The following is a 21,432-nucleotide window of genomic DNA, read 5'->3' as shown; positions in this document are numbered from 1 at the left end:
GCAGCGCGGCACCACCCACACCACGCAGCACACTGCGCCGGCTGGGCGAAGGAAGAGAAAGACCCGAGGGAGAGAGGTCCATGTACGGCTCCTGAAGGCAGGGTTCGGCCGCCACTGCGCCACGTCGAAACAAGTCGAAACCGACCAGAAATCAACTCGACCGAACATCGTGGCGGTAATAACAGCCCCATATCCGGTCATGGGTCAAGAGCTGCCCTAGAGCTTTGTGGAAACGTAACCGACACACTTGTGATCATCCCGTTCGGGCATTCGAACAGATCGGGACGCAGGGTGACTTACTGGATACGCACGGTCTTCGAGACCGTCACCTGATCAATGTCGGACGTCCTGACCGTGACGTTCATCGTCCAGGTCCCGGCGATGGGCAGGGTGACCGAGTTGGTCCCCCAGTAGCCGCCCTGATCGGTGAGTTTCGCGTCGAGCGGGCCGACCTTCTGGGCGGGCAGAGTGAACGAGAGCCGCAGCTCGGGGATGCTCACGATGCCGTCGTCGGGGCCGAAGACCACGGCCTGCACGGAGTTGTCGCCGACCCGGCCCGGGTCGAGGGTGATCTGTACCTTGCCGTGCGCCCCGGGGGTGCCGACGTCGAAGGGCACCGTCGTGACGGAGGCCGCGGGCAGCCCGCCCGCGGTCGCGGGGGCGGCCTCCGCCTCGGCCGCCGCGCGTCCCGGCAGGGTGCCGCCGAGCACGGTGGTGATCACCAGCACGACGACGCCGACGGCGACCTCGGCGAGCACCGACCGGCGGAGGTTGCGGCGCGGGAGGGAGCCGTCGGCGGCGATCGCGGTCGTGTCCGGCGCGGCGGGCAACGACGGACCGCCCACGGGCTGCGGCACCCGTTCCCGTACGACCGTCTCGGCGCCCGCGGTGACCAGCCGGGCCGTCCAGCGGCGCGAGACCTGCGCGGCCGCCAGCAGCAGCACCACGGCGGCCAGCTTGACGAGCAGCAGCCGGCCGTACGTCGTCCCGGTGACCGCCCTCCAGGAGCCGAGGCCGCGCCAGGACTGGTAGACGCCGGTGGCGACCAGGACGGTCACGCAGGCGAAGGCCACGCGGGAGAAGCGGGCCACGACCGAAGCGGGGACCCCGGTGCGGTGCAGCTGGATCAGCAGCGCCGTGAGGCCGCCCAGCCAGACCGCCATGGCCAGCAGGTGCAGCACCGTGGACACCATCGCCGCGGGCACCTGGATGCCCGCCGAGGCGTGTTCGGCGGCGGCCCAGGTGAGGGCGAGGGCCACGGCGAAGGCGGTGGCGGCGAGAAGCGGGAGGCGCGGGGTGCCCCGGAGGGCGCCGGGAACGGGGCTGCCGGGCTCCTGGAGGGCCTGGCGGGGGGTCGGCGGACCCTGGGCGCCCGGGGGCTCGATGGAAGCCTGTGAGGGGTCCTCACGTTCGGCGCCCTCGGACCGGGTGCCGGACCCGCCGGCGTCCCGCCTCCCGGCCCCCGGCTCCTCGCCCCCGCCGCGCCCGGCCTCCTCCGCCCGTGCCGTCGGCAACAGGCGCGCCCGCGCGGGGTGTTTGCGAAGCAGTACGTACGCAACGGCCGCGAGCAGCAGCAGGGTGAGCCGGGCCAGCAGGGCCAGGCCCGGACGGCCGGTGAGGGTCCGGGTGAAGGCGGCCGTGTCGAAGGCCGTCGCCGGGTCCGTGCCGTTCTCGTACGGGGCACGCAGCACCAGCAGCCCAACGGTGGTGCCCAGCAGGATCCACCAGCCCGCCACCAGCGGTTTCCGCAGCGGGCGCACGTCCGTCGGGCGGCACAGCAGGACGAAGGCGGCCGTGCCGATCACCAGGGCCACGGCGAGGTAGGCCAGATAGCGGCCGATGTTGTACAGGCTCTGGGTCGCCGGGTTCTCGACGGGACCCGTGTCGACGGTCGCGGCCGTCGCGGAGGGTTTGCCGACGGAGAAGGTGAACGCGCCGCCCACGGGGTGGCTGTCCGCCGACACCACCCTCCAGGCCACCACGTACGTCCCCCGCGCGAGCTTCGCCGGCAGGGTCACACTCGCCGTGTCGGAGCGGCCCTGCGCGTGCCCGGCCTCGCCGATGCGGACCCGGCGGTTGTCGGGGTCGAGGACCCGGAAGGAGTCGTCGAGCAGGCCGACGGACTCGGTGAAGGTGAGGGTGACGCGGTGCGGGGCCGACTTCAGGACCGTTCCGTCCTCGGGGTCGGTGGACTTGAGGGCCGCGTGGGCCGACGCGGCTCCCGCGCCGCCGAGGACGAGCAGGAGGAGGGCACCCAGCAGCACCAGTCCCCTGACCCCGCGCCGGTCGAGTCGCCGGAGTCCCCGGCCGTCCACACCCTCACACTCCACGTCGTCTCTCCGTCGTCGGACTCGCCGCCTTCCCGACAGGTACGGACGCGGGCCGCGGTGTGCTCACCACGTGGGCCGTGCGCACACCCCGCCGTCGACGAGCAGGTCGTGCCCGGTCACCCAGGAGGCCAGCCGCGAGGCCAGGAACACGCAGGCGTCCCCCACGTCCTCCGCCCGCCCCAACCGCCCGAGCGGCACGGCCCGTTGCCACCGCTCCACGCCCTCCGGCCAGGCCTCCTCCAGCCCTTCGCGTCCGATCAGACCGGGCGAGACGGTGTTGACGCGGATGCCGAACCGCCCGTACTCCAGCGCCGCCGACCGGGCGTGCATCACGACGGCCGCCTTGGAGGCGCTGTAGTGCGCGTGCAGCGCGGCCGGTTGGCGCGCCTCGATGGACGCGATGTGGGTCACGGACCCGCCGTCCCGCTCCCGCATGACCTCCGCTGCGGCCTGCGTGCAGGCGAACACGCTCGACAGGTTGGTGTCCACGACCGCCCGCCAGTCACCCGCCGTCATCCCGGGCAGCTCCTGGGTCGGCTGTACGGCCGCGTTGTTGACCAGCGCGTGCAGCCCGCCGCCCCACTCGGCCGCCTCGCCCACCACCCGCCGGCACACGTCCTCGTCGCTGAGATCACCTCGCAGGACGACGGCCCGGCCGCCCGAGTCCTCGATCCGCGCGGCCAGTTCACCGGCCGCCTCCACCGCTGTGAGGCAGTGCACGGCGACCGCCGCGCCCTCCTCGGCGAACCGCAGCGCGATGCCGCTTCCGATGCCACCGCCCGCGCCGGTGACCAGGGCGACCTGTCCTTCGAGCAACCTCATGGACGGCACAGTCCCGCGATCTCGGCCGCCCGGTCGGGATAATGCGCCGTGAGAGCGGCCGCGTCCCCGTGCTCGTAGCCCTCGAAGGTGAATCCGGGCGCCATCGTGCACCCGAACAGGGTCCACGCCCCGCCCGCGAGGACCCGCCCGCCCATCCAGGTGCCGGCCGGCACGGTGAACTGGATCTGCTGGCCCCCCAGGACATCCGGCCCGAGGACCGTCGTCCGGGAGGTGCCGTCGGGGGCGAGGAGCAGGAGTTCGAGCGGGTCGCCGAGGTGGAAGTGCCAGATCTCGTCGGTCGGCAGGCGGTGGAGGGCGGAGAAGTCGTCCGCCGTGAGCAGCGCGACGATCGCCGTCCCCTCGGGCCGTCCGTCGGGTCGCTCGGGTCCCGCCCAGGTCTGGCGGAACAGGCCGCCCTCGCGCGGGATCGGCTCCAGGCCGTAATGGGTGATGAGCTCTTCGGGAGTCACCCGGGGAAGGCTACCGTCCGGTCGAGAAATGCCAGTTGAGCCGTCTTCGCGGGCAGGTGCACGTCGGGCAGGTCGATCTCCGGCAGCACGACCACCGGGCCCGCCTCGAAGCCCTGCCGCAGGAAACGGGCGATCGCCTTGTCGTTGCGCACATCGGGATCGACGACGATCCGGCGCCGGCCGAGCCCCGGCAGGGCGTACGCCGTCACGGCCGTGAGCAGCGAACCCGACCACCCGGACCGGGCACCGCCCTCCCCCGCCGGCGCGAGCAGCAGATGGACCCCGATGTCCCCGTCCCGCACCTCGTAGCACTCGCTGACACGGTCGGCCTCCGGCTCGTAGGTCTGCAGGAGCGCCACCGGGTCGCCGTCCCTGACGACCAGGAAGGCGTGATGAGTGGCGAGAGGGGCCATGTGCGCGTAGATCTCGGCGACCCGCTCCCGGCCGAGTCCGTTCATCCCCCAGAACACGGCCCGCTCCTCGCTCACCCAGCGATGGACGACCTCCGCGTCCGCCTGCGGGTCCAGCGGCAGGACCCGGACGGTGCCGAAACCGTCCAGCCGCTGCTCGTGGACGGCGGCTCGGGCCTCGTACGGATCAGGCATCGCTCTCCTTGGTGAACCGCTCGAAGTCGGTGACGACCGGGACGAGATCCCCCTCGACCCACAGGGGGAGTTGATCGCGGTGGTGGGGCGAGCCGGGCACCCCGGAGGCCCCGAAGGGCACCACCCACCGGCTGTCCTCCCGTCGCGCCAGGTCCCACACGTAGCGGGCGGCGGGGGCCCGCGCGCTGAGGTCGGTCAGCCCGGGCACGGCCGAGGTGCTCAGCACACAGTCGTGGTCGCCGGAGAGACCGGGTTCGTCGTACGAGGAGGTGGTGAGCGCCCGCCAGGGAGCGAGCCGGTGGCTCGCTCCCCAGGGGGTGGCGGGCGGCCGGGCGGCCACCTCCTCCAGGGCCGCCGCCACCGCCGCGGGCCGGTCGACGCCGTACAACTCCTCGGCGCGCAGCAGGTGTTCGAGGGCGAAGGCAACGCGGGGGAGCAGAGCGAGCCAGGGGAGGAGGACCTCCGGGTAGGCGGGCAGGACGGCCAGTGCGGCGAAGGCGGGGTGTGCGGCGAGATGCCGTACGACCGCTCCGCGCACCGCCGCGTAGAGGGCCGCGTCGGTGCTGTCCGCGTCCATCCGGCGGTTCCAGGTCAGGAGACGGTCGCGGAGGGCGGCGGCCGCGGGGGACAGGTCCGTCAGGGCCGCGAGGTGGTCCAGCAGGGCTGCGGCGGAGGCGAGATGGGTGTCCCTGTGGATCGCGGGCATCTCGGCGGCCGACCAGCGGTCCTTCTCCGCGAGCAGGGCGGCGATGCGGTCGGCGCGGTGGGGCGGTGCGAACTCGACGCCGAGGGGGGTGGCGAGGCCGCGCTGGTTGGCCATCACCGCGACGGCGCCGGTGAGTTCGGCGCGGGGTGTCCCGTGCCGGCCGCGCCACTCGTGGCCGGGCTCCCAGGCGGGGACGGGGCGGGTGCGGTTGGCCTCGGAGCGCAGGGGGACGTGGCCGGCGACCCGGTGCAGGACTCCGCCCTCGGTATCGGCGGCCAGGACGACGTTGACGGGCTCGGCCCACCGGTCCAGGGCCTGGTCGACATCGGCCACCCGGCGGGCCCGGAGGAGGGGGAGAAGGGCGCCGAAACCGAGGTCCTGGGTCACCCGGGGCGGATAGCGCAGGGCGAGGGCCAGGGGTTCGTCGTCCGGCACCCCGCCGTCGAGCCCCTCCGGGCCCCCGGCGATCACCGGCCCCCGTTCCGTCTCGAGCACCTCGACCTCGACGGGCGCCTCCCCCGCCACCGCCACGGTCTCCACCTGCCTCGACGCCCGCCGCCACACCCCGTCCGGGCTGAGGGCCTCCACGCCCGCGCCCGTCCGCCGGAGCCGCTCCCGGTAGAGGTCCTGGTAGTCGGCCATGGCGTTGGTGATGGCCCAGGCGACCGTGCCGGTGTGGCCGAAGTGGGCGATGCCCGGGACGCCGGGGACGGCCAGGCCGACGACGTCGAAGTCGGGACAGGAGAGATGGATCTGCTGGTAGACACCCGGGTCCTCGATGAAGCGGTGCGGGTCGCCGGCGATCACCGCGTGCCCGGTCGTGGTCCGCGCCCCGCCGACCAGCCAGCCGTTGCTGCCGGCGGTGGCGGGCCCGTCCGTGGCGAACAGGGCAACCGACTCCGGACCCAGGTACCGTACCGCCTGCTCGCGCCAGAGTTTCGCCGGGAACCCCGCGAACAGGATGTGCGTCGCGAGCCACACGCCGAGCGGGGTCCAGGGCTCCCAGCGGCCGGGGGCGAGGCCGGTGCCGGCGAACTCGGGGGCGCTGGTGGCGGGGAGTTCCCGGTTGACGCCGTCGACGTACGCGGCCACCCACTCCGCGGTCTCCGGGTCGCGCTTCTCCAGGGCCGTCCAGCAGCGCCGGGCGGTGTCGTCGAGGCGGGCGCGACGGGCGAACACGTCCCAGGACAGTGCCTCGGGGCCCAGGAAGGAGGCCGAGGTGCCCTGCGCGCGGTGCCGTTCGACCTCCAGCTGCCAGGCCCGGTCCCGGGCGGTCGCCACCCCCTGCGCGCGGGCGAGTTCACGGACGCCGCCGGCCCGCAGATGCGGAATGCCCCATGCGTCCCGGTGGATCTCGGTCGCCACCCTGCCCCCAACTCTTAGGTAAGGCTTGCCTTATCTTCTGTGTCCGAATCGTACGGGAGCCGTGCGGGGTCGATGAGACAGGGGGCGGGCCCCGCGCTCACGTGGAGCTCCGCCCCGTACCGAGGCATGATCGGGGGCATGGACGTCACCCTTCACCTCGCCCAGGACCCCGCGGCCGACGCGCTCCTCGGACGGTCCCCGCTCGCCGCGCTGGTCGGGATGCTGCTGGACCAGCAGGTCCCGATGGAGTGGGCGTTCAAGGGGCCCCGCACCATCGCGGACCGGCTCGGCGCCGACGACCTGGACGCGCACGAGATCGCCGCGCAGAACCCGGAGGCCTTCGCCGCGGTCCTCTCCGAGAAGCCGGCCGTGCACCGCTACCCCGGCTCGATGGCCAAGCGGATCCAGCAGCTGTGCCAGTACCTGGTCGAGCACTACGACGGCAACGCCGAGCTGGTGTGGAAGGGCGTGGCCGACGGGCGTGAGCTGCTGCGGCGCCTGGAGGAGCTGCCCGGCTTCGGCAGGCAGAAGGCGCAGATCTTCCTCGCCCTGCTCGGCAAGCAGCTGGGCGTCACGCCCGAGGGGTGGCGGGAGGCCGCCGGGGCCTACGGCGAGGCGGAGTCCTTCCGGTCCGTCGCCGACATCACCGGGCCCGAGTCGCTGGCCAGGGTGCGGGCGCACAAACAGGAGATGAAGGCGGCCGCCAAGGCCGCGAAGTCCGCGAAGTCAGCCGGGAGATAGGGGACGGCCGACCGGCCCCCGGAGCCGGCGCGGCACCCCGCGCCTGGCGGAACGGTCCCGCACGCGGCGTAGCCCGTATGGGCGGATCCGGCGCCCGACAGGTCGATCACCAGGCGTGTCGGGGCAGGCACCTGGCGTGAGCGCTGCACGACACCTCCCCCGCAGCCGCACCTGGCTACGGGTCCTCGTGCTGCTGCTGGCCCTCCTGGTGCCCGGCGAGACGCACACGGCCGCTGCGGACCCGGTGTCGGCCGAGTGCGTCCACAGCGATGCCGCCGAGGCGGCCCTGCCTCCCGTGGTCCGCGCCGCGGCCCGGGCGGTCGTACCCCTGCGGCCCGCGCCGCTGCCGGACCCGGCTCCCGACGAGCCCCGGGTGACCGCGACGGCCGTCCTGCCCCGGGCACCGCATGCCCTGCGCACCGTGGTCCTGCGCTGCTGACCGACCCCGCTCCGGGAAAAGTCAGCACTACGCGAGGAACACGGCCATGCCCACCGACCCGTACGCGGTCCTGCGCGCCCTGCTGCGCGCCGAGGCCGCGCGCAGCGCACCGAAACCGGAAGTGAAGCGACCGGAACCCGAGCGGTCCCCGCAGGAACGGGACCGCTGACCCGACGGCCCGGCGGGGTCAGCGCCTCCGCCGGGCCGTCCCGAACAGGGAGCGGGTGATCTCGCGCCCGATCTGCGTGCCGACGGAACGGGCCAGGGACCTGAACATGCCGCTGTCGACGACCTGGTCGACCATGGACGGCTGGGGTGTGGACTTCGGCGCCCGGGCCGCTTCCCTCATCTCGTCCGGCCCTTTGGCACCGGCGGGTTTGCCGGACGTCAGCTTCTCGTACGCCGACTCCCTGTCCACAGCCTGTGCGTAACGTCCGTACAACGGCGAAGACCTCACCGCCTGGTCGAGGGCGCCCGCGTCGACCGGGCCCATCAGGGACTCGGGGGCGCGCAGCCGGGTCGCGGCCACCGGTGTCGGGGCGCCCTTCTCGCTGAGGACGGTCACGACGGCCTCGCCCGTGCCGAGTCCGGTGAGCAGCTCCTCCAGGTCGTAGGCGGAGTTGGGGAAGGTCTTCACCGTGGCCTTGAGGGCCTTCTGGTCGTCGGGCGTGAAGGCCCTGAGCGCGTGCTGGACGCGGTTGCCGAGCTGGCCGAGGACGTCGGGCGGTACGTCCTTCGGGGTCTGGGTGACGAAGAAGACGCCGACCCCTTTCGAGCGAATCAGCCGGACGGTCTGGGTGATCGAGTCCAGGAAGGCCTTCGAGGCGTCGTCGAAGAGCAGATGCGCCTCGTCGAAGAAGAAGACCAGCTTCGGTTTGTCGACGTCGCCGACCTCGGGCAGGTCGTGGAAGAGGTCGGCCAGCAGCCACATCAGGAAGGTGGAGAACAGCTGCGGCCTGTCCTGCACGGCGGGCAGTTCCAGCACCGAGACCACGCCCCGCCCGTCCTGCGCCGTCCGCAGCAGGTCGGCCGTGTCGAACTCCGGTTCCCCGAAGAAGTCCGCCATGCCCTGCGCCTCGAAGGCGGTCAGGGAGCGCAGGATGACGCCGGCCGTGGCGGTGGACAGCCCGCCGATGGTCTTCAGCTCCGCCTTGCCCTCGTCGGAGGTGAGGAAGGCGACGACCGCCCTCAGGTCCTTCAGATCGATCAGTTCCAGCCCTTTCTGGTCGGCGTAGTGGAAGATCAGCCCGAGGGACTGCTCCTGGGTCTGGTTGAGCCGGAGCGCCTTCGACAGCAGCACCGGTCCGAAGCTGGTGATCGTGGCCCGTACGGGGATGCCGTGACGGAGTCCGCCGAGGGCGTAGAACTCGGCCGGGAAGCCGGCCGGCGTCCAGTGCTGATGGACCTCGGCGGCGCGTCCCGTCACCCCCTCGTTCGGCTGCCCCGGCGCGGAGATCCCGGACAGGTCGCCCTTCACGTCGGCCAGGAACACCGGCACGCCCTGCGCCGAGAGCTGCTCGGCGATCAGCTGGAGGGTCTTGGTCTTGCCGGTGCCGGTGGCGCCCGCGACCAGGCCGTGGCGGTTGAGCATCGGCAGCGGGACGCGGACCTGCGCGTCCGGCAGACAGGTGCCGTCCCAGAGCAGGGCGCCCAGGTCGAGGGCCGGTCCCGAGAAGGCGTAGCCGGAGGCGATCTCCAGGGCCTCGCGGGGCAGGGCGGGCGCGCTTCCGGGTGCCTCGGGAGCGGTGGCCTCAGGCATGGTCTCGCTGTCACTCATCTCGGACCCCAGTTCCCTTATGCCCGGCTTTGCGACGTCTTTTCCAGCGTCGCACTCCGTCTCCATGGCTGCGCCCGGAACGTCTGGACCGGTAGGCTTTCCGTGTGATCTTCAAGCGCATCGGAAACGGCCGGCCGTACCCCGACCACGGCCGGGAAAGCACCCGGCAGTGGGCGGACGTCGCGCCGCGCCCGGTCCGCCTCGATCAGCTCGTGACGACCAAGGGGCAGCTCGACCTGGAAACCCTCCTGGCCGAGGACTCGACCTTCTACGGCGATCTGTTCGCCCATGTCGTCAAGTGGCAGGGCGATCTGTACCTGGAGGACGGCCTCCACCGCGCGGTGCGGGCGGCACTCCAGCAGCGCCAGGTACTGCACGCGCGCGTGCTCGAGCTGGACTGACGCGCGCCGCGGTGAGGCGGTTCGGTAACGGCTTGACCCTTTCGGGTTCACCTGTGCGGCGTCGAATGATCATCTAGTAGGCATCGTCGCTCAGGCGCACTACGCTGCGCTCATGAGCATGCTGACTCCCCCGGGCATGGGCGGGAAGTACCGGATCACGGGGGACAAGTACCCACGGATGCGACGGCGCCGCAGGCGCGGCCGGCTGGTGCTCGCCGTGGTGGCCTCCGTCGTCGCGCTCGGGGTGATCGGCTGGGGCACGCTGCAGCTCATCGACGTCTTCACCGGCGGCGGCAAGAAGGCGTCCGCCGCGGGGCCCAAGTCGGACTGCTCGACGCGGGTGAGCGCGTCGGCGAAGGCTTCCCGCTCGCTGCCGAAGCCCGCGCAGATCACCGTGAACGTCTACAACGCCACCACCCGCAGCGGGCTGGCCAAGAGCACGGCCGACGAGCTGCAGAAGCGCGGCTTCAAGATCGGCGACGTGGGCAACGCGAGCAAGGACTACGACAAGAAGGTCAAGGGCGCCGGGATACTGCTCGGTCCCGCGTCCGCGGTGAACACCTCGCTGCCCGTGCTCGGCACGCAGCTGGCAGCCGCCGACAAGCGCACCGACACCCGCAAGGGCACCGACGTCGACCTGATCATCGGGGACGCGTTCAAGAACCTCACGGCCAGGGCGGACGCCGACAAGGCGCTGGCCGCGCTGTCCGGTCCCTCACCTGCGCCGACGTCCTCGAAGAAGGGCTGCTGAGCTTCGCCTTCGCACCGTAAGGGTGCGGCCGTCCGGCGGGTGCTGGTCCGTTGTGGCTTGTCGCGCCCACGCGGCGGTAGCCGCATATCCGACACAGCCCCGCGCCCCTTGCGGGGCGCGACAGCGCCCCCTATTCAGCCGCGCCGTAAAGCCGATCGCCCGCGTCTCCCAGGCCCGGCACGATGTAGCCGTGCTCGTTCAGGCGTTCGTCCACCGCCGCGGTGACGACCGTGACCGGCGTGCCCGCCAGTTCGCGTTCCATGAGCTCGACGCCCTCGGGGGCGGCCAGCAGGACCACGGCCGTCACGTCGTCCGCGCCCCGCTTGATCAGCTCCTGGATCGCGGCCACCAGGGTGCCGCCCGTGGCCAGCATGGGGTCCAGGACGTAGACCTGACGGCCCGAGAGGTCCTCGGGCATGCGGGAGGCGTACGTGGACGCCTGCAGCGTCTCCTCGTTGCGGATCATGCCCAGGAAGCCCACCTCGGCGGTCGGCAGCAGCCGGACCATGCCGTCCAGCATGCCGAGGCCGGCCCGCAGGATCGGCACGACCAGCGGGCGCGGCCGGGACAGCTTCACACCGGTGGTCCGGGCGACCGGGGTCTCGATGTCGATGGCCTCCGTGCGCACGTCGCGCGTGGCCTCGTAGGCGAGCAGGGTGACCAGCTCGTCGGCGAGACGGCGGAAGGTCGCGGAGTCCGTGCGCTGGTCGCGCAGCGTGGTGAGCTTGTGGGCGACCAGGGGGTGGTCGACGACGTGGAGACGCATGACCTAACAGTAGCCGCGCTCGAGGCGCCCTCGCGCTGGCATCAAACCGTCCATCAGGGGGAAAGTGGGAGAGACGCACGTCGGGGTGGTGAGCCTATGCCTGAGCCTGAGTCCCAACAGGACGCGTCACAGCAGCAGACCGACGCCGAGCGCAGGCGCCGCAGGGCCCAGTTCCTGCGGGAACGCGCCGAGGCACGTGAGTTGCGGGACCGCGTGCAGCCGCGGCGGGCCAAGGTCGCCCGGCTGCGTCACGCCATGCGTATGCGCACCTTCCGCTGGTAGCCGCGAGCCGCCGGGCGACCCGCAAAGAGCCGACCGGGTGCGTGCGCACGGGATTCGCCGCGTACGATCCCGCTGGTGGTCGATCAAAACGGGCGGACACAGGGAGCCGAAGACGTCCCCTGAACGCCTTGTTTCTGCCACGATTCCGAGTGGGTGGGGCTCGGCCCTGGCTTTCCCCACCCAAGCCTCCGCCGGGGGGACCCCCAACCGGCACACCTATGACCAGTGGGAGAGTCACGGTGTACTTCGCCGCACTGCTCGCGCGCACCGAAGACGGGTGGGAAGCGAGCGACACAGAGCTCCTCGACAATGTGGAGACGCTGTCGGATCTGGCCGACCTCGCACGGGAGGCCGCGGCCGAGGACGACACGGTGCTCGTTCTGATCGAGCAGGAGGACGCCTGGTTCGGCGTCGTCCGCATCGACGGCGAGGACGACCCTCGTATCTACGTCTCGGACGCCGCCGCCGCTGCCCGCAGCAGTTACGGCGAGATCCTGCTCACCGACGAACTGCTCGGAAGGGAGCCCGGCGACGACGGTCCCGACCTGGACGCCCTCGACCTCGACGGCACCGAGGACGGGGAGGACGAGGACGACGGCGAGGACGACGACACCCCGTCCGCCGAGGCGGTGCCGCACAGCCCCGTCGGCGACGCCGAGATCCTCGACGACCTCGGCGTCAGCGCCAAGGAGCTGCGCTCCCTGGACGAGGACGCGCTGACCGCGATCGCCGAGTCCCTCGGCGCCTCGGAGGTCCTGGAGACCGTCCGCTGACGGCGGCGGACCCCGTGCGTGACCGCTGGCGGGCCGCGATGCGGCTCGCCCTGACCGAGGCCGGACGGGCGGGCACCGACGTGCCCGTGGGCGCCGTCGTCCTGGCCTCGGACGGTACGACCGTGCTGGGCGCCGGGCACAACGAGCGTGAGGCGAGCGGCGATCCGACGGCGCACGCCGAGGTCCTCGCGATCCGCCGGGCCGCCGCCGACCTCGGCGAGTGGCGGCTCGCGGGCTGCACGCTCGTGGTCACCCTCGAACCCTGCACGATGTGCGCGGGCGCGATCGTGCAGTCCCGGCTCGACCGGGTGGTCTACGGCGCCCGCGACGAGAAGGCCGGCGCGGCCGGATCCCTCTGGGACGTCATACGCGACCGGCGGCTCAACCACCGTCCCGAGGTGATCGAGGGCGTGCTCGCCGACGACTGCGCCCGGCTTCTCACCGAGTTCTTCCGCGGCCGCTGAATACCGATTTCTGAGCACGCCTCGCGGTGCTGTAAGGTCTCCCTCGGTAGCGTGTCCGAGCGGCCGAAGGAGCTCGCCTCGAAAGCGAGTGTGGCGCAAGTCACCGAGGGTTCAAATCCCTCCGCTACCGCTTCTGAAGGGCCCCGTCGAAAGACGGGGCCCTTCGTGCGATCATGTGCGGTCGTTGGGCAAGGAATGACCTGGGGAGGCCGCGATGGCGGTGAACGCGAAGAAGATCGCCGTCTATGTGCTCGTGGTCTTCGTCATGTACGTGATCATCAAGGACCCGGCCAAGGCCGCCGACTACGTCCAGATAGGGTTCGAGGGCATCTCGGACGCCGCGAAGGCCATCGGTGACTTCTTCACCTGGATCGCCGACGGGGCCCACTAGCCAGGAGCGCAGATGATCCGCCACCTCGTCCTGTTCAAGCTCAACGAGGGCGTCGAGCGCGACGACCCGCGGGTCGTGGAGGGCGTCGAGGCCTTCCGCTCGCTGGACGGCAAGATTCCCGAGATCCGCTTCTGGGAGCTGGGCTGGAACCTCAGCGACCGCCCCATCGCCTACGACTTCGCCATCAACTCCGGGTTCGAGGACACGGCCGCGCTGCGCGCCTACGTGGAGCACCCGGAGCACCAGGCCGGTGTGACCCTGTGGAAGGAGTTCTCCACCTGGGTGATCGCCGACTACGCGTACTGAGCCCGGACGCTGCGCGACACCGAGCCTCCCGCCGTTGCGGCGGGAGGCTTTCATGCATCTTTTGCACCAACTTGCCCCTCAACACGGCGTAACACATCGTTATGCGGTGCTTGCACACAGTGCACATGTCTTGTGATGCTATGACCGCTTTTGACGGATGAGTTGATCGATGAAGAGGTGGCGTTGACCGTGTCGGCCAGTACTGCGCCTCCCCAGGAAGCCGTCGCCGAAGCCGTCGTGGAAGCCGTCACGGAACCCCCGGCGGCCCCCGCCGCCGCGCCGCGCAGCCGCGGAGCCGACACCAGGGCCCTCACCCAGCTGCTCTTCGCCGAGCTCAAGGAGCTGCGGCCCGGCACCCCGGAGCACGACCGGGTGCGCTGCGCGCTCATCGAGGCCAACCTCCCGCTGGTGCGCTACGCCGCCGCCCGCTTCCGCTCCCGCAACGAGCCGATGGAGGACGTCATCCAGGTCGGCACCATCGGGCTCATCAACGCCATCGACCGCTTCGACCCGGACCGGGGCGTGCAGTTCCCGACCTTCGCCATGCCGACGGTCGTCGGGGAGATCAAGCGGTACTTCCGGGACAACGTCCGCACGGTCCACGTACCGCGCCGGCTGCACGAGCTGTGGGTGCAGGTCAACAGCGCGACGGAGGACCTGACCACCGCGTTCGGGCGCTCCCCCACCACCGCCGAGATCGCCGAGCGGCTGCGCATCACCGAGGAGGAGGTGCTGTCCTGCATCGAGGCCGGCCGCTCCTACCACGCCACCTCGCTGGAGGCCGCGCAGGAGGGCGACGGGCTGCCGGGACTGCTGGACCGGCTCGGCTACGAGGACCCGGCCCTGGACGGCGTCGAGCACCGCGATCTGGTCCGGCATCTGCTCGTCCAACTCCCGGAACGCGAACAGCGAATCCTTCTGCTGCGCTACTACAGCAATCTCACCCAGTCGCAAATCAGCGCGGAACTCGGGGTCTCCCAGATGCATGTCTCCCGCCTACTCGCGCGTAGCTTTCAGCGGCTGCGATCCGCGAATCGGATCGAGGCATAAGAGGCGCACGGGCGCACGCTCCGGAACACACCGGAACGCCCCAGTTCGCAAGCAGGATCGAGTCGTAACCGGCACGAGCGAATCGCTCACCAGGGATGTTCCCGACCGTTCTCTGCCGAAAAACGCTCAGACCCCCTCTTTCCAGGGCCGTTTCGCATCTCGCATGTCGACATGTCACTACAGCGTGTTGCCGACATGTGACATTCTTCCGCCAGTGCGTTTGCCGCGGCTTCGGCTCCGGTATTCAGGTGAAGGCTGAACTCCTCACCAGGGGAGGCTCGGCCGCGACCGTCCCGCGACCCAAAGGGGGTGGCATGTCCGCAGATCAGGGCAGCTCGAAGGTGCTCACGCTCACGAAGAGCGAGACCGCGCCCGACGCCGTTCTCGACGACGTCACGGTCCTGGAGGCCGTGCCGGCCCCGGCCCTTCCGGCCTCCTCAGAGGCCATCGACACCCGCACCCTGTCCCGCTCCCTCTTCCTGCGGCTGGCCACGCTGGACGAGAACAGCCCCGAGCGCATGTACGTCCGGGACACCCTGATCGAGCTCAACCTCCCGCTCGTGCGGTACGCGGCGGCCCGGTTCCGCTCGCGCAACGAGCCGATGGAGGACATCGTCCAGGTCGGCACGATCGGGCTGATCAAGGCGATCGACCGGTTCGACTGCGAGCGGGGCGTGGAGTTCCCGACCTTCGCGATGCCGACGGTCGTCGGGGAGATCAAGCGGTTCTTCCGCGACACCTCGTGGTCGGTGCGGGTGCCGCGCCGGCTGCAGGAGCTGCGCCTGGCCCTCACCAAGGCCAGCGACGAACTCTCGCAGAAGCTGGACCGCTCCCCGACCGTCCCCGAACTCGCCGCCGTGCTCGGCGTGTCCGAGGAGGACGTGGTCGACGGCCTCGCGGTCGGCAACGCGTACACCGCGTCCTCGCTGGACTCGCCGGCCCCGGAGGACGACGGCGGCGAGGGCTCACTGGCGGACCGGCTGGGCTACGAGGACACAGCCCTGGAGGGCGTCGAGTACCGCGAGTCCCTGAAGCCGCTGCTGGCCAAACTCCCGCCTCGGGAGCGGCAGATCATCATGCTCCGCTTCTTCGCGAACATGACCCAGTCGCAGATCGGCGAGGAGGTCGGCATCTCGCAGATGCACGTCTCCCGCCTGCTGACCCGCACGCTGGCCCAGCTGCGCGAAGGCCTGATCTCGGACTGAGAGCGGAGACTGAGAGCGGAACGGAACCCGGGGGTTCCTTTTTGACGGAGCGTCAGCCACCATGGCGCGATGTTGCGAGCGACTCCCGGGACGACATGGACACGTGGCCGTCGAGGCGCCCTGATCGGCGCGTCGGCGGCCGTCGTCTGTCTGGGCGCGGCACTGGCGGCGTGCGGGGGCGGAGAGCGCGAGGGCTATGTCGCCATGGGCGCGGTGGGCGGTCCACAGGTCTCCGGTGCGCCGGCCCCGACGGGCGGGGTGACGCTGGTGCCGCTGGAGCGGCCCCGGGCTACGCCGGGCGGGAGCGGGGCGCCGACGACGGCGAAGGGTGAACGGGACACGGGCGCGGGGAGTGTGGACGCGCCGGGCGGCACTGCGGCCGCGGGAACGCCCGGCACGCAAGGGGGCTCCTCGACCGGCGGCGCGAAGCCCGGTCGTACGACGCCCACTTCACCGCCCTCGACGGCAACTCCCGGTCCGACGGCTCCCGTCGGCCCCGCCGCGCTGAGCTGGGGCGAGCCGGTCCGCACGGCCACCGAGCAGCGGTGGTGCGAGGACGTCGAACTGACCTTCGCCAACTCGGGCGGGACCGCGGTGCGTTCGGGCACGGTGACGTTCGGGACGCACATCATCGGTCTGCTCGGCATCGACTGGGGGACGGTGGAGTCGGCCCAGCCGCTTCCGGTGCCGATCGGGGCCGGGGCGCGGAAGAAGAAGACCTGGACGGTGTGCGTCGACGCCTGGCGCGTGCCGCTGGGCATGCACGTCGAGACGCGGGACGTCACCGTCCAGTGGAGGTAGCGCGCCGGAGTGGCCCGCCCGAGTTACATCAGGGCGAGCCAGGCCACGGCGGCGACGACCGCGACGGCCACGACGACGCCGACGATCAGGCCGATGCGGGGTCCCGCGGGGGCGGGGGCCTGCTGCTGCCGGCCCTGCGGGCCCTCGTCCACGAACGCACGGAACATCTGCGTGCTGCCGGCGGGGTCGTGGTTGCCCTGGGGGTTCTGGGGGTTAGCCATAGCCCGAGACCCTAGCGAATAGGCGAGGGGGACCCAAGTGGGGGCCCTCCGGCCCCGGCGACCCACGCCAGCTGCGTGTTTACTTTCGCAATACTTGTCTTTGCCAAGTTTTTATGCCGATCACACCTTATTTATTTGCCTGCAGCAACCAACAACTTCTATGGTTGCCCCAAGCAACGAATGCGGGAGGTGTGATGGCCGAGCGGGTGCAGTACGAGGAGTTGATGCGCCAGTTCAGCGCCTTCGGTGCCGTGAAGCGGGAGATCGGACGGATCATGCCGTCGGACTGCCCGAGCGGCAGCGCCGCCGTGCTGACCCTGCTGGGCCGCTTCGGCGACATGCGCATGACCAAGCTGGCCGACCTCCTCTCCGTGGACATGTCGGTCACCAGCCGCCATGTGGCGCACCTCGCGGAGCGCGGCTGGATCGACCGCTCCCCCGACCCGGCGGACAAGCGGTCCCGGATCGTGCACCTCACCCCCGCGGGCCTCGCCCGCCTGGAGGTGTTGTCCGAGCGGACCACGCAGCTGCTCGCCGAGCGGCTCGCCGACTGGAGCGACGAGGAGGTCGCCCAGCTCACCGGGCTCATGGCCCGGCTGCGCGCCAGCTTCGACGACAGCCGCGTCGCCGCGCTGCCGCCCCGGCTCCCGCCGCCCGCCCCCGCACTCGAACCGACCACCCGTACACCCGCGAGCACCTAAGAAAAGGAAACCCATGGCAACGACCACACCAGCCGGTGTGCGGGCTCATGCCAAGCACGGGGGAGGTGCCTCCGCCGGCAGCGCCCCGATGACGCACCGGCAGATCATGGAGGCGCTCTCCGGGCTGCTGCTCGGCATGTTCGTGGCGATCCTGTCCTCCACGATCGTCACCAACGCCCTCCCGCACATCATCGGCGACCTCGGCGGCGGCCAGTCCGCCTACACCTGGGTCGTCACCGCCTCGCTGCTGGCGATGACCGCGACCACGCCCCTGTGGGGCAAGCTCGCCGACCTCTACAGCAAGAAGGCGCTCGTCCAGATAGCCCTGGTCATCTATGTGCTGGGTTCGATGGCCGCCGGCCTCTCGCAGAACCCGGGCATGCTGATCGCCTGCCGTGTCGTACAGGGCATCGGCGTCGGCGGTCTGAGCGCGCTTGCGCAGATCGTCATGGCCGCGATGATCTCCCCGCGTGAGCGCGGCCGTTACTCCGGCTACCTCGGTGCGACCTTCGCCGTCGCCACCGTCGGCGGCCCGCTGCTCGGCGGTGTCATCACCGACACCTCGTGGCTGGGCTGGCGCTGGTGCTTCTACGTCGGCGTGCCCTTCGCCGTCATCGCGCTGATCGTGCTGCAGAAGACCCTGCACCTGCCCGTCATGAAGCGGGACGTGAAGGTCGACTGGGCCGGCGCGTTCTTCGTCGCCGCGGCCGTCTCGCTGCTCCTGGTCTGGGTCACCTTCGCCGGTGACAAGTACGACTGGATCTCCTGGCAGACCTACGCGATGGTCGGCGGTTCGGTCGTGCTCGGCCTGGTCTTCGTGTTCGTCGAGTCGAAGGCGAGCGAGCCGATCATCCCGCTGCGGCTGTTCCGCAACCGCACCATCACGCTGGCCTCGCTGGCCTCGCTGTTCGTCGGTGTCGCGATGTTCACCGGCACGGTGTTCTTCAGCCAGTACTTCCAGATCGCCCGCGACAAGTCCCCGACGATGTCCGGGGTGATGACCATCCCGATGATCGGCGGGCTGTTCGTCTCCTCCACCGTCTCCGGGCAGTTCATCACCCGCACCGGCCGCTGGAAGGCCTGGCTGGTCAGCGGTGGCGTCCTGGTGACGGCCGGCCTCGGCCTGCTCGGCACCATCCGGTACGACACGGCGTACTGGAAGATGGCGATCTTCATGGCCCTGATGGGTCTCGGCATCGGCATGATGATGCAGAACCTGGTGCTGTGCACGCAGAACCAGGTCGCCCCGAGCGACCTCGGCTCGGCGAGCTCCACGGTCACCTTCTTCCGCTCCCTGGGCGGTGCGGTCGGCGTCTCGGCGCTGGGCGCGGTGATGGCCCGCCGGATCACCCACTACGTCGCGGACGGCGTCGCCGCCCTCGACCCCAAGTACCGCGCGGCGCTGGCCGGTTCCGGCTCCTCGGGGGACAGCATCCCGGACCTGGGCAAGCTGCCCGCCCCCATCCGCACCCTCATGGAGAGCGCGTACGGCCACGGCATCGCCGACGTCTTCCTGATCGCCGGCTGCCTCGCCGCCGTCGCGTTCCTGATCACCCTGTTCATCAAGGAGGTCCCGCTGAAGACCAAGGGCGCCCTGGCGCAGGCCGCGGACGCGGAGCGGACGCCGGCCGAGGCGGAGGCCCCTTCGGCAGCTCCGGTCGCCGCGCAGCCCCCCGCCGCCGAGCACGTCCCGAGCTGGGCCGTGTCCGACACGGAGGCCACAAAGGCCGCCGCCGACGGCACGCAGAAGCTCGCCGCCGTGGCCACCATCGCCCGGCCCGAGGCGACCGAGGGCTCCGGCGGGATCCCGGTGCGCGGCTTCGTGCGCGGCGCCGAGAGCGCGCCGGTGCCGCAGGCGGCCGTCACGCTGATCTCGCTGGCCGGACGTCAGCTGGGACGCTCGGTGACGCAGTCGGACGGTTCGTACGCGGTGGACGCGCCGAGCGTCGGGTCGTACGTCCTGATCGCCTCCTCGGACGGGTTCCAGCCGCAGGCGTCCACGGTCGTGGTGAACGGTGAGCCGGTGTCGTACGACATCCTGCTCAGCGGCACCAGCGGGCTGAACGGGCTGGTGCGGGCCGCGGAGAACGGGCTGCCGGTCAAGGACGCCATGGTCATCGTGACCGATGTGCGTGGGGATCTGCTGGCCACCGGAAACACCGGTGAGCAGGGCGAGTTCTCCTTCGCCGAGCTGGTGCCGGGGCAGGTCACCGTCGCCGTGAACGCCGCCGGGTTCCGGCCGCGGGCGCTGCCCGTCGAGGTCGGCGGGGCCGGGGTGACCCGGATCGAGGTCGACCTCGACTCGGGGGCGCAGCTGCAGGGTGTCGTACGGGCGCCGCACGGGCCGCTGGCCGACGCGCGGGTCACGCTGGTCGACGCGGCCGGCAACGTCGTGGGGACCGCGACCACCGGGGCGGACGGGGCGTACGCCTTCACCGACCTGAACAGCGGCGACTACACGGTCATCGCGACCGGCTACCCGCCGGTGGCGACGGCCCTGACGGTCAACGGCCGCGGGGTCGACGACCACGACATCGAACTGGCCCACCCGGCCGAGTAGTTCGAACCCCGGCCCGTGGCGGTCACGCGCTCCGATCGCTCGGACGTGTCCCCGCCACGGGCCGGTTCTCTTGAGACCGACAGCTTTCGCAGGGAGAAACGGGATGGGACTGACCGCGAGGATCCGTACGCGGGACGGATGGGCCGTATCGCACGCGGTCGTCACGGTGACGGACATGACCGGCACGCAGGTGCTGCGGGCCGAGGCGGACGCCGAGGGGGCCGTACGGGACACGACCCCGCTGACCCCGGGGCCGTACGTCGTCATCGTCACCGCCGTCGGGTACGCGCCCGTCGCCTCCACGGCGATCGTCACCGCTGGGGGTCCCTCCTCTGGGGGAGGGCGGGCCGAGCTCGGGAACGTGACGCTGGCCCGGCAGGGCGGAACCGAGCTGCCGCCGCCGGGGCCGTGGACCATCGACCCCGCGCACTCCTCGGTGGGCGCGGTCGCCCAGCACCTGGGCATCTCCAGCGTCCACGGCCGCTTCACCGACTTCGCCGGGCGGATCGAGATCGCGCCGGACGAGGTGGAGAAGTCGCGGGTGGAGGCGGTGATCCGGGCGGCCTCGATCGACACGGGCAACCGCATGCGCGACGACCATCTGCGCTCGCCGGACTTCCTGGACGCCGAGAAGTACCCGGAGATCACCTACCGGTCCTTTGGGCTCACGGCGGCGGGCTCCGACCGCTGGACCGTGCACGGGGAGCTGACCCTGCGCGGGGTCGTCCGGCCGGTGGACCTGGACCTCGCCTACCTGGGCACGGGCGCCGACCCCTGGGGCGGCACCCGGGCCGCCTTCCGCGCGACGACCGAGCTGCGGCGCGAGGACTTCGCCATGAACTACAACCAGGTGATCCAGGCCGGGATCGCCGCCATCGGCACGACCCTGCGGGTGGAGCTGGACATCCAGGCGGTACAAGGGGAGTCCCTGCCGCAGGCGTAGGCCTGACAGGAGCAGGCTGAGCGGGGGCGGTGCGCCTAGGCTGACGGCATGGCACCGAACATCGCTACGAACACGACCGTCTCGCTGGACGAGTTGCTGGACTTCGTACGGCCGCGGCACCGCGCGATCCTGCTCACGCGACGGGCCGACGGAAGCCCGCAGGCCTCGCCGCTGACCTGCGGGGTCGACGACTCGGGGCGGATCGTGGTCTCCACGTACCCCGAGCGGGCGAAGACGCGGAACGCGAAGCGGGACGACCGGGTCAGCCTGGTGATCCTGAGCGACGACTGGAACGGGCCCTGGGTCCAGATCGACGGCACCGCGGAGGTCATCGACTCGCCCGACTCCGTGGAGCCGCTGGTGGAGTACTACCGCAACATCGCCGGCGAACACCCCGACTGGGACGAGTACCGGGAGGCGATGGTCAAGCAGGGCAAGTCCATCATCCGGGTCACCCCCGAACGCTGGGGACCGATCGCCACCGGCGGCTTCCCGGCACGGCTCGCCTCGCCGGACGCCTGACGGCTACTCGACGCCGTCCAACCCACCCGACGGACGGAGT

General features: G+C 71.5%; 25 protein-coding genes and 1 tRNA gene. 18 read left to right on the top strand and 8 right to left on the bottom strand.

Annotated features, from left to right (window positions below):
• Positions 1-296: 296 nt before the first annotated feature.
• The 5 genes from ABZ453_RS46185 to ABZ453_RS46165 all read right to left on the bottom strand — a co-directional run bounded on the left by ABZ453_RS46185 (position 297) and on the right by ABZ453_RS46165 (position 6,298).
• A complete protein-coding gene (locus ABZ453_RS46185; RefSeq protein WP_359025338.1) occupies positions 297-2,264 on the bottom strand; it encodes a copper resistance protein CopC in 1,968 nt (655 codons plus the stop codon).
• Positions 2,265-2,393: 129 nt separating this feature from the next.
• On the bottom strand, positions 2,394-3,152 hold the full coding sequence (locus ABZ453_RS46180) for an SDR family NAD(P)-dependent oxidoreductase (protein ID WP_359025332.1): 759 nt from the start codon (positions 3,150-3,152) through the stop codon (positions 2,394-2,396).
• Positions 3,149-3,622, bottom strand: a complete 474-nt coding sequence (locus ABZ453_RS46175; RefSeq protein ID WP_359025330.1) for a cupin domain-containing protein — start codon at positions 3,620-3,622, stop codon at positions 3,149-3,151. The genes ABZ453_RS46180 and ABZ453_RS46175 overlap by 4 nt, the downstream gene beginning before the upstream one ends.
• Positions 3,619-4,227, bottom strand: a complete 609-nt coding sequence (locus ABZ453_RS46170; protein ID WP_359025328.1) for a GNAT family N-acetyltransferase — start codon at positions 4,225-4,227, stop codon at positions 3,619-3,621. The genes ABZ453_RS46175 and ABZ453_RS46170 overlap by 4 nt, the downstream gene beginning before the upstream one ends.
• Positions 4,220-6,298, bottom strand: a complete 2,079-nt coding sequence (locus ABZ453_RS46165; protein ID WP_359025326.1) for a penicillin acylase family protein — start codon at positions 6,296-6,298, stop codon at positions 4,220-4,222. Before ABZ453_RS46165 ends, ABZ453_RS46170 begins: the two co-directional genes overlap by 8 nt.
• A gap of 138 nt (positions 6,299-6,436) precedes the next feature.
• Here ABZ453_RS46165 and ABZ453_RS46160 point away from each other — a divergent pair, with 138 nt between their 5' ends.
• The 3 genes from ABZ453_RS46160 to ABZ453_RS46150 all read left to right on the top strand — a co-directional run bounded on the left by ABZ453_RS46160 (position 6,437) and on the right by ABZ453_RS46150 (position 7,647).
• On the top strand, positions 6,437-7,039 hold the full coding sequence (locus ABZ453_RS46160; RefSeq protein ID WP_359025324.1) for an HhH-GPD-type base excision DNA repair protein: 603 nt from the start codon (positions 6,437-6,439) through the stop codon (positions 7,037-7,039).
• Positions 7,040-7,175: 136 nt separating this feature from the next.
• The gene (locus ABZ453_RS46155) at positions 7,176-7,478 is read left to right on the top strand and encodes a hypothetical protein (protein WP_359025322.1); all 303 of its coding nucleotides are present in this window, start codon (positions 7,176-7,178) and stop codon (positions 7,476-7,478) included.
• A gap of 46 nt (positions 7,479-7,524) precedes the next feature.
• Positions 7,525-7,647, top strand: coding sequence for a hypothetical protein (locus tag ABZ453_RS46150; protein ID WP_356769106.1), 123 nt, complete (start codon positions 7,525-7,527; stop codon positions 7,645-7,647).
• 18 nt (positions 7,648-7,665) lie between these two features.
• On the opposite strand, the gene ABZ453_RS46145 is transcribed toward ABZ453_RS46150, so the two are convergent.
• The gene (locus tag ABZ453_RS46145) at positions 7,666-9,255 is read right to left on the bottom strand and encodes a helicase HerA-like domain-containing protein (protein ID WP_359025320.1); all 1,590 of its coding nucleotides are present in this window, start codon (positions 9,253-9,255) and stop codon (positions 7,666-7,668) included.
• A 104-nt stretch (positions 9,256-9,359) separates the two neighbouring features.
• On the opposite strand from ABZ453_RS46145, the gene ABZ453_RS46140 reads away from it, so the two are divergent.
• Both ABZ453_RS46140 and ABZ453_RS46135 read left to right on the top strand, forming a co-directional pair.
• Entirely contained in the window at positions 9,360-9,656 is a 297-nt protein-coding gene (locus ABZ453_RS46140) for a type II toxin-antitoxin system VapB family antitoxin (RefSeq protein ID WP_003999914.1), read from the top strand.
• A gap of 112 nt (positions 9,657-9,768) precedes the next feature.
• Entirely contained in the window at positions 9,769-10,407 is a 639-nt protein-coding gene (locus ABZ453_RS46135; protein WP_359025318.1) for a LytR C-terminal domain-containing protein, read from the top strand.
• A gap of 130 nt (positions 10,408-10,537) precedes the next feature.
• Here the strand turns inward: ABZ453_RS46135 and upp are convergent, their stop codons facing one another.
• Positions 10,538-11,173: a uracil phosphoribosyltransferase gene (gene upp / locus ABZ453_RS46130; RefSeq protein WP_356769112.1), complete on the bottom strand. Its 636-nt coding sequence runs from the start codon at positions 11,171-11,173 to the stop codon at positions 10,538-10,540.
• 96 nt (positions 11,174-11,269) lie between these two features.
• Here upp and ABZ453_RS46125 point away from each other — a divergent pair, with 96 nt between their 5' ends.
• From ABZ453_RS46125 to ABZ453_RS46085, 9 genes are all read left to right on the top strand, one after another.
• Positions 11,270-11,455, top strand: a complete 186-nt coding sequence (locus ABZ453_RS46125; RefSeq protein ID WP_133049738.1) for a hypothetical protein — start codon at positions 11,270-11,272, stop codon at positions 11,453-11,455.
• Between the two features lie 239 nt (positions 11,456-11,694).
• Positions 11,695-12,228: a hypothetical protein gene (locus tag ABZ453_RS46120; RefSeq protein ID WP_359025336.1), complete on the top strand. Its 534-nt coding sequence runs from the start codon at positions 11,695-11,697 to the stop codon at positions 12,226-12,228.
• A gap of 38 nt (positions 12,229-12,266) precedes the next feature.
• Positions 12,267-12,692 (top strand): tRNA adenosine(34) deaminase TadA, encoded by a 426-nt coding sequence (tadA, locus tag ABZ453_RS46115; RefSeq protein WP_356769114.1) that lies wholly within the window; start codon positions 12,267-12,269, stop codon positions 12,690-12,692.
• Positions 12,693-12,737: 45 nt separating this feature from the next.
• Positions 12,738-12,822: transfer RNA gene (locus ABZ453_RS46110), tRNA-Ser, on the top strand.
• Between the two features lie 84 nt (positions 12,823-12,906).
• Positions 12,907-13,083 carry a hypothetical protein gene (locus tag ABZ453_RS46105; protein ID WP_356356887.1) on the top strand — a complete coding sequence of 59 codons (177 nt, stop codon included), beginning with the start codon at positions 12,907-12,909 and terminating at the stop codon, positions 13,081-13,083.
• 12 nt (positions 13,084-13,095) lie between these two features.
• Complete coding sequence (locus ABZ453_RS46100) at positions 13,096-13,389, top strand: Dabb family protein (RefSeq protein ID WP_359025314.1); 294 nt, start codon at positions 13,096-13,098, stop codon at positions 13,387-13,389.
• Between the two features lie 150 nt (positions 13,390-13,539).
• Entirely contained in the window at positions 13,540-14,439 is a 900-nt protein-coding gene (locus ABZ453_RS46095; protein ID WP_359025312.1) for an RNA polymerase sigma factor SigF, read from the top strand.
• Positions 14,440-14,753: 314 nt separating this feature from the next.
• Positions 14,754-15,644, top strand: a complete 891-nt coding sequence (locus ABZ453_RS46090) for an RNA polymerase sigma factor SigF (RefSeq protein WP_133049741.1) — start codon at positions 14,754-14,756, stop codon at positions 15,642-15,644.
• Between the two features lie 69 nt (positions 15,645-15,713).
• Positions 15,714-16,445, top strand: a complete 732-nt coding sequence (locus tag ABZ453_RS46085; RefSeq protein ID WP_359025310.1) for a hypothetical protein — start codon at positions 15,714-15,716, stop codon at positions 16,443-16,445.
• Between the two features lie 23 nt (positions 16,446-16,468).
• Here ABZ453_RS46085 and ABZ453_RS46080 read toward each other — a convergent pair whose 3' ends face one another.
• Positions 16,469-16,666: a hypothetical protein gene (locus ABZ453_RS46080; protein ID WP_359025308.1), complete on the bottom strand. Its 198-nt coding sequence runs from the start codon at positions 16,664-16,666 to the stop codon at positions 16,469-16,471.
• A 194-nt stretch (positions 16,667-16,860) separates the two neighbouring features.
• Here ABZ453_RS46080 and ABZ453_RS46075 point away from each other — a divergent pair, with 194 nt between their 5' ends.
• The 4 genes from ABZ453_RS46075 (at position 16,861) to ABZ453_RS46060 (ending at position 21,392) form a co-directional block, all read left to right on the top strand.
• The gene (locus ABZ453_RS46075) at positions 16,861-17,367 is read left to right on the top strand and encodes a MarR family transcriptional regulator (protein WP_359025306.1); all 507 of its coding nucleotides are present in this window, start codon (positions 16,861-16,863) and stop codon (positions 17,365-17,367) included.
• 13 nt (positions 17,368-17,380) lie between these two features.
• Positions 17,381-19,927, top strand: coding sequence for an MFS transporter (locus ABZ453_RS46070; protein ID WP_359025304.1), 2,547 nt, complete (start codon positions 17,381-17,383; stop codon positions 19,925-19,927).
• A 103-nt stretch (positions 19,928-20,030) separates the two neighbouring features.
• Complete coding sequence (locus tag ABZ453_RS46065) at positions 20,031-20,870, top strand: YceI family protein (protein WP_359025302.1); 840 nt, start codon at positions 20,031-20,033, stop codon at positions 20,868-20,870.
• Between the two features lie 48 nt (positions 20,871-20,918).
• On the top strand, positions 20,919-21,392 hold the full coding sequence (locus ABZ453_RS46060; protein ID WP_359025300.1) for a PPOX class F420-dependent oxidoreductase: 474 nt from the start codon (positions 20,919-20,921) through the stop codon (positions 21,390-21,392).
• Positions 21,393-21,432 lie beyond the last annotated feature (40 nt).

This window comes from Streptomyces sp. NPDC005799 (genome assembly GCF_040630525.1).
Taxonomy (GTDB): Bacteria; Actinomycetota; Actinomycetes; order Streptomycetales; family Streptomycetaceae; genus Streptomyces; species Streptomyces griseorubiginosus_B.
The sequence above is the reverse complement of the archived record's forward strand: the minus strand, read 5'-3'. Positions and strand labels throughout refer to the sequence as shown.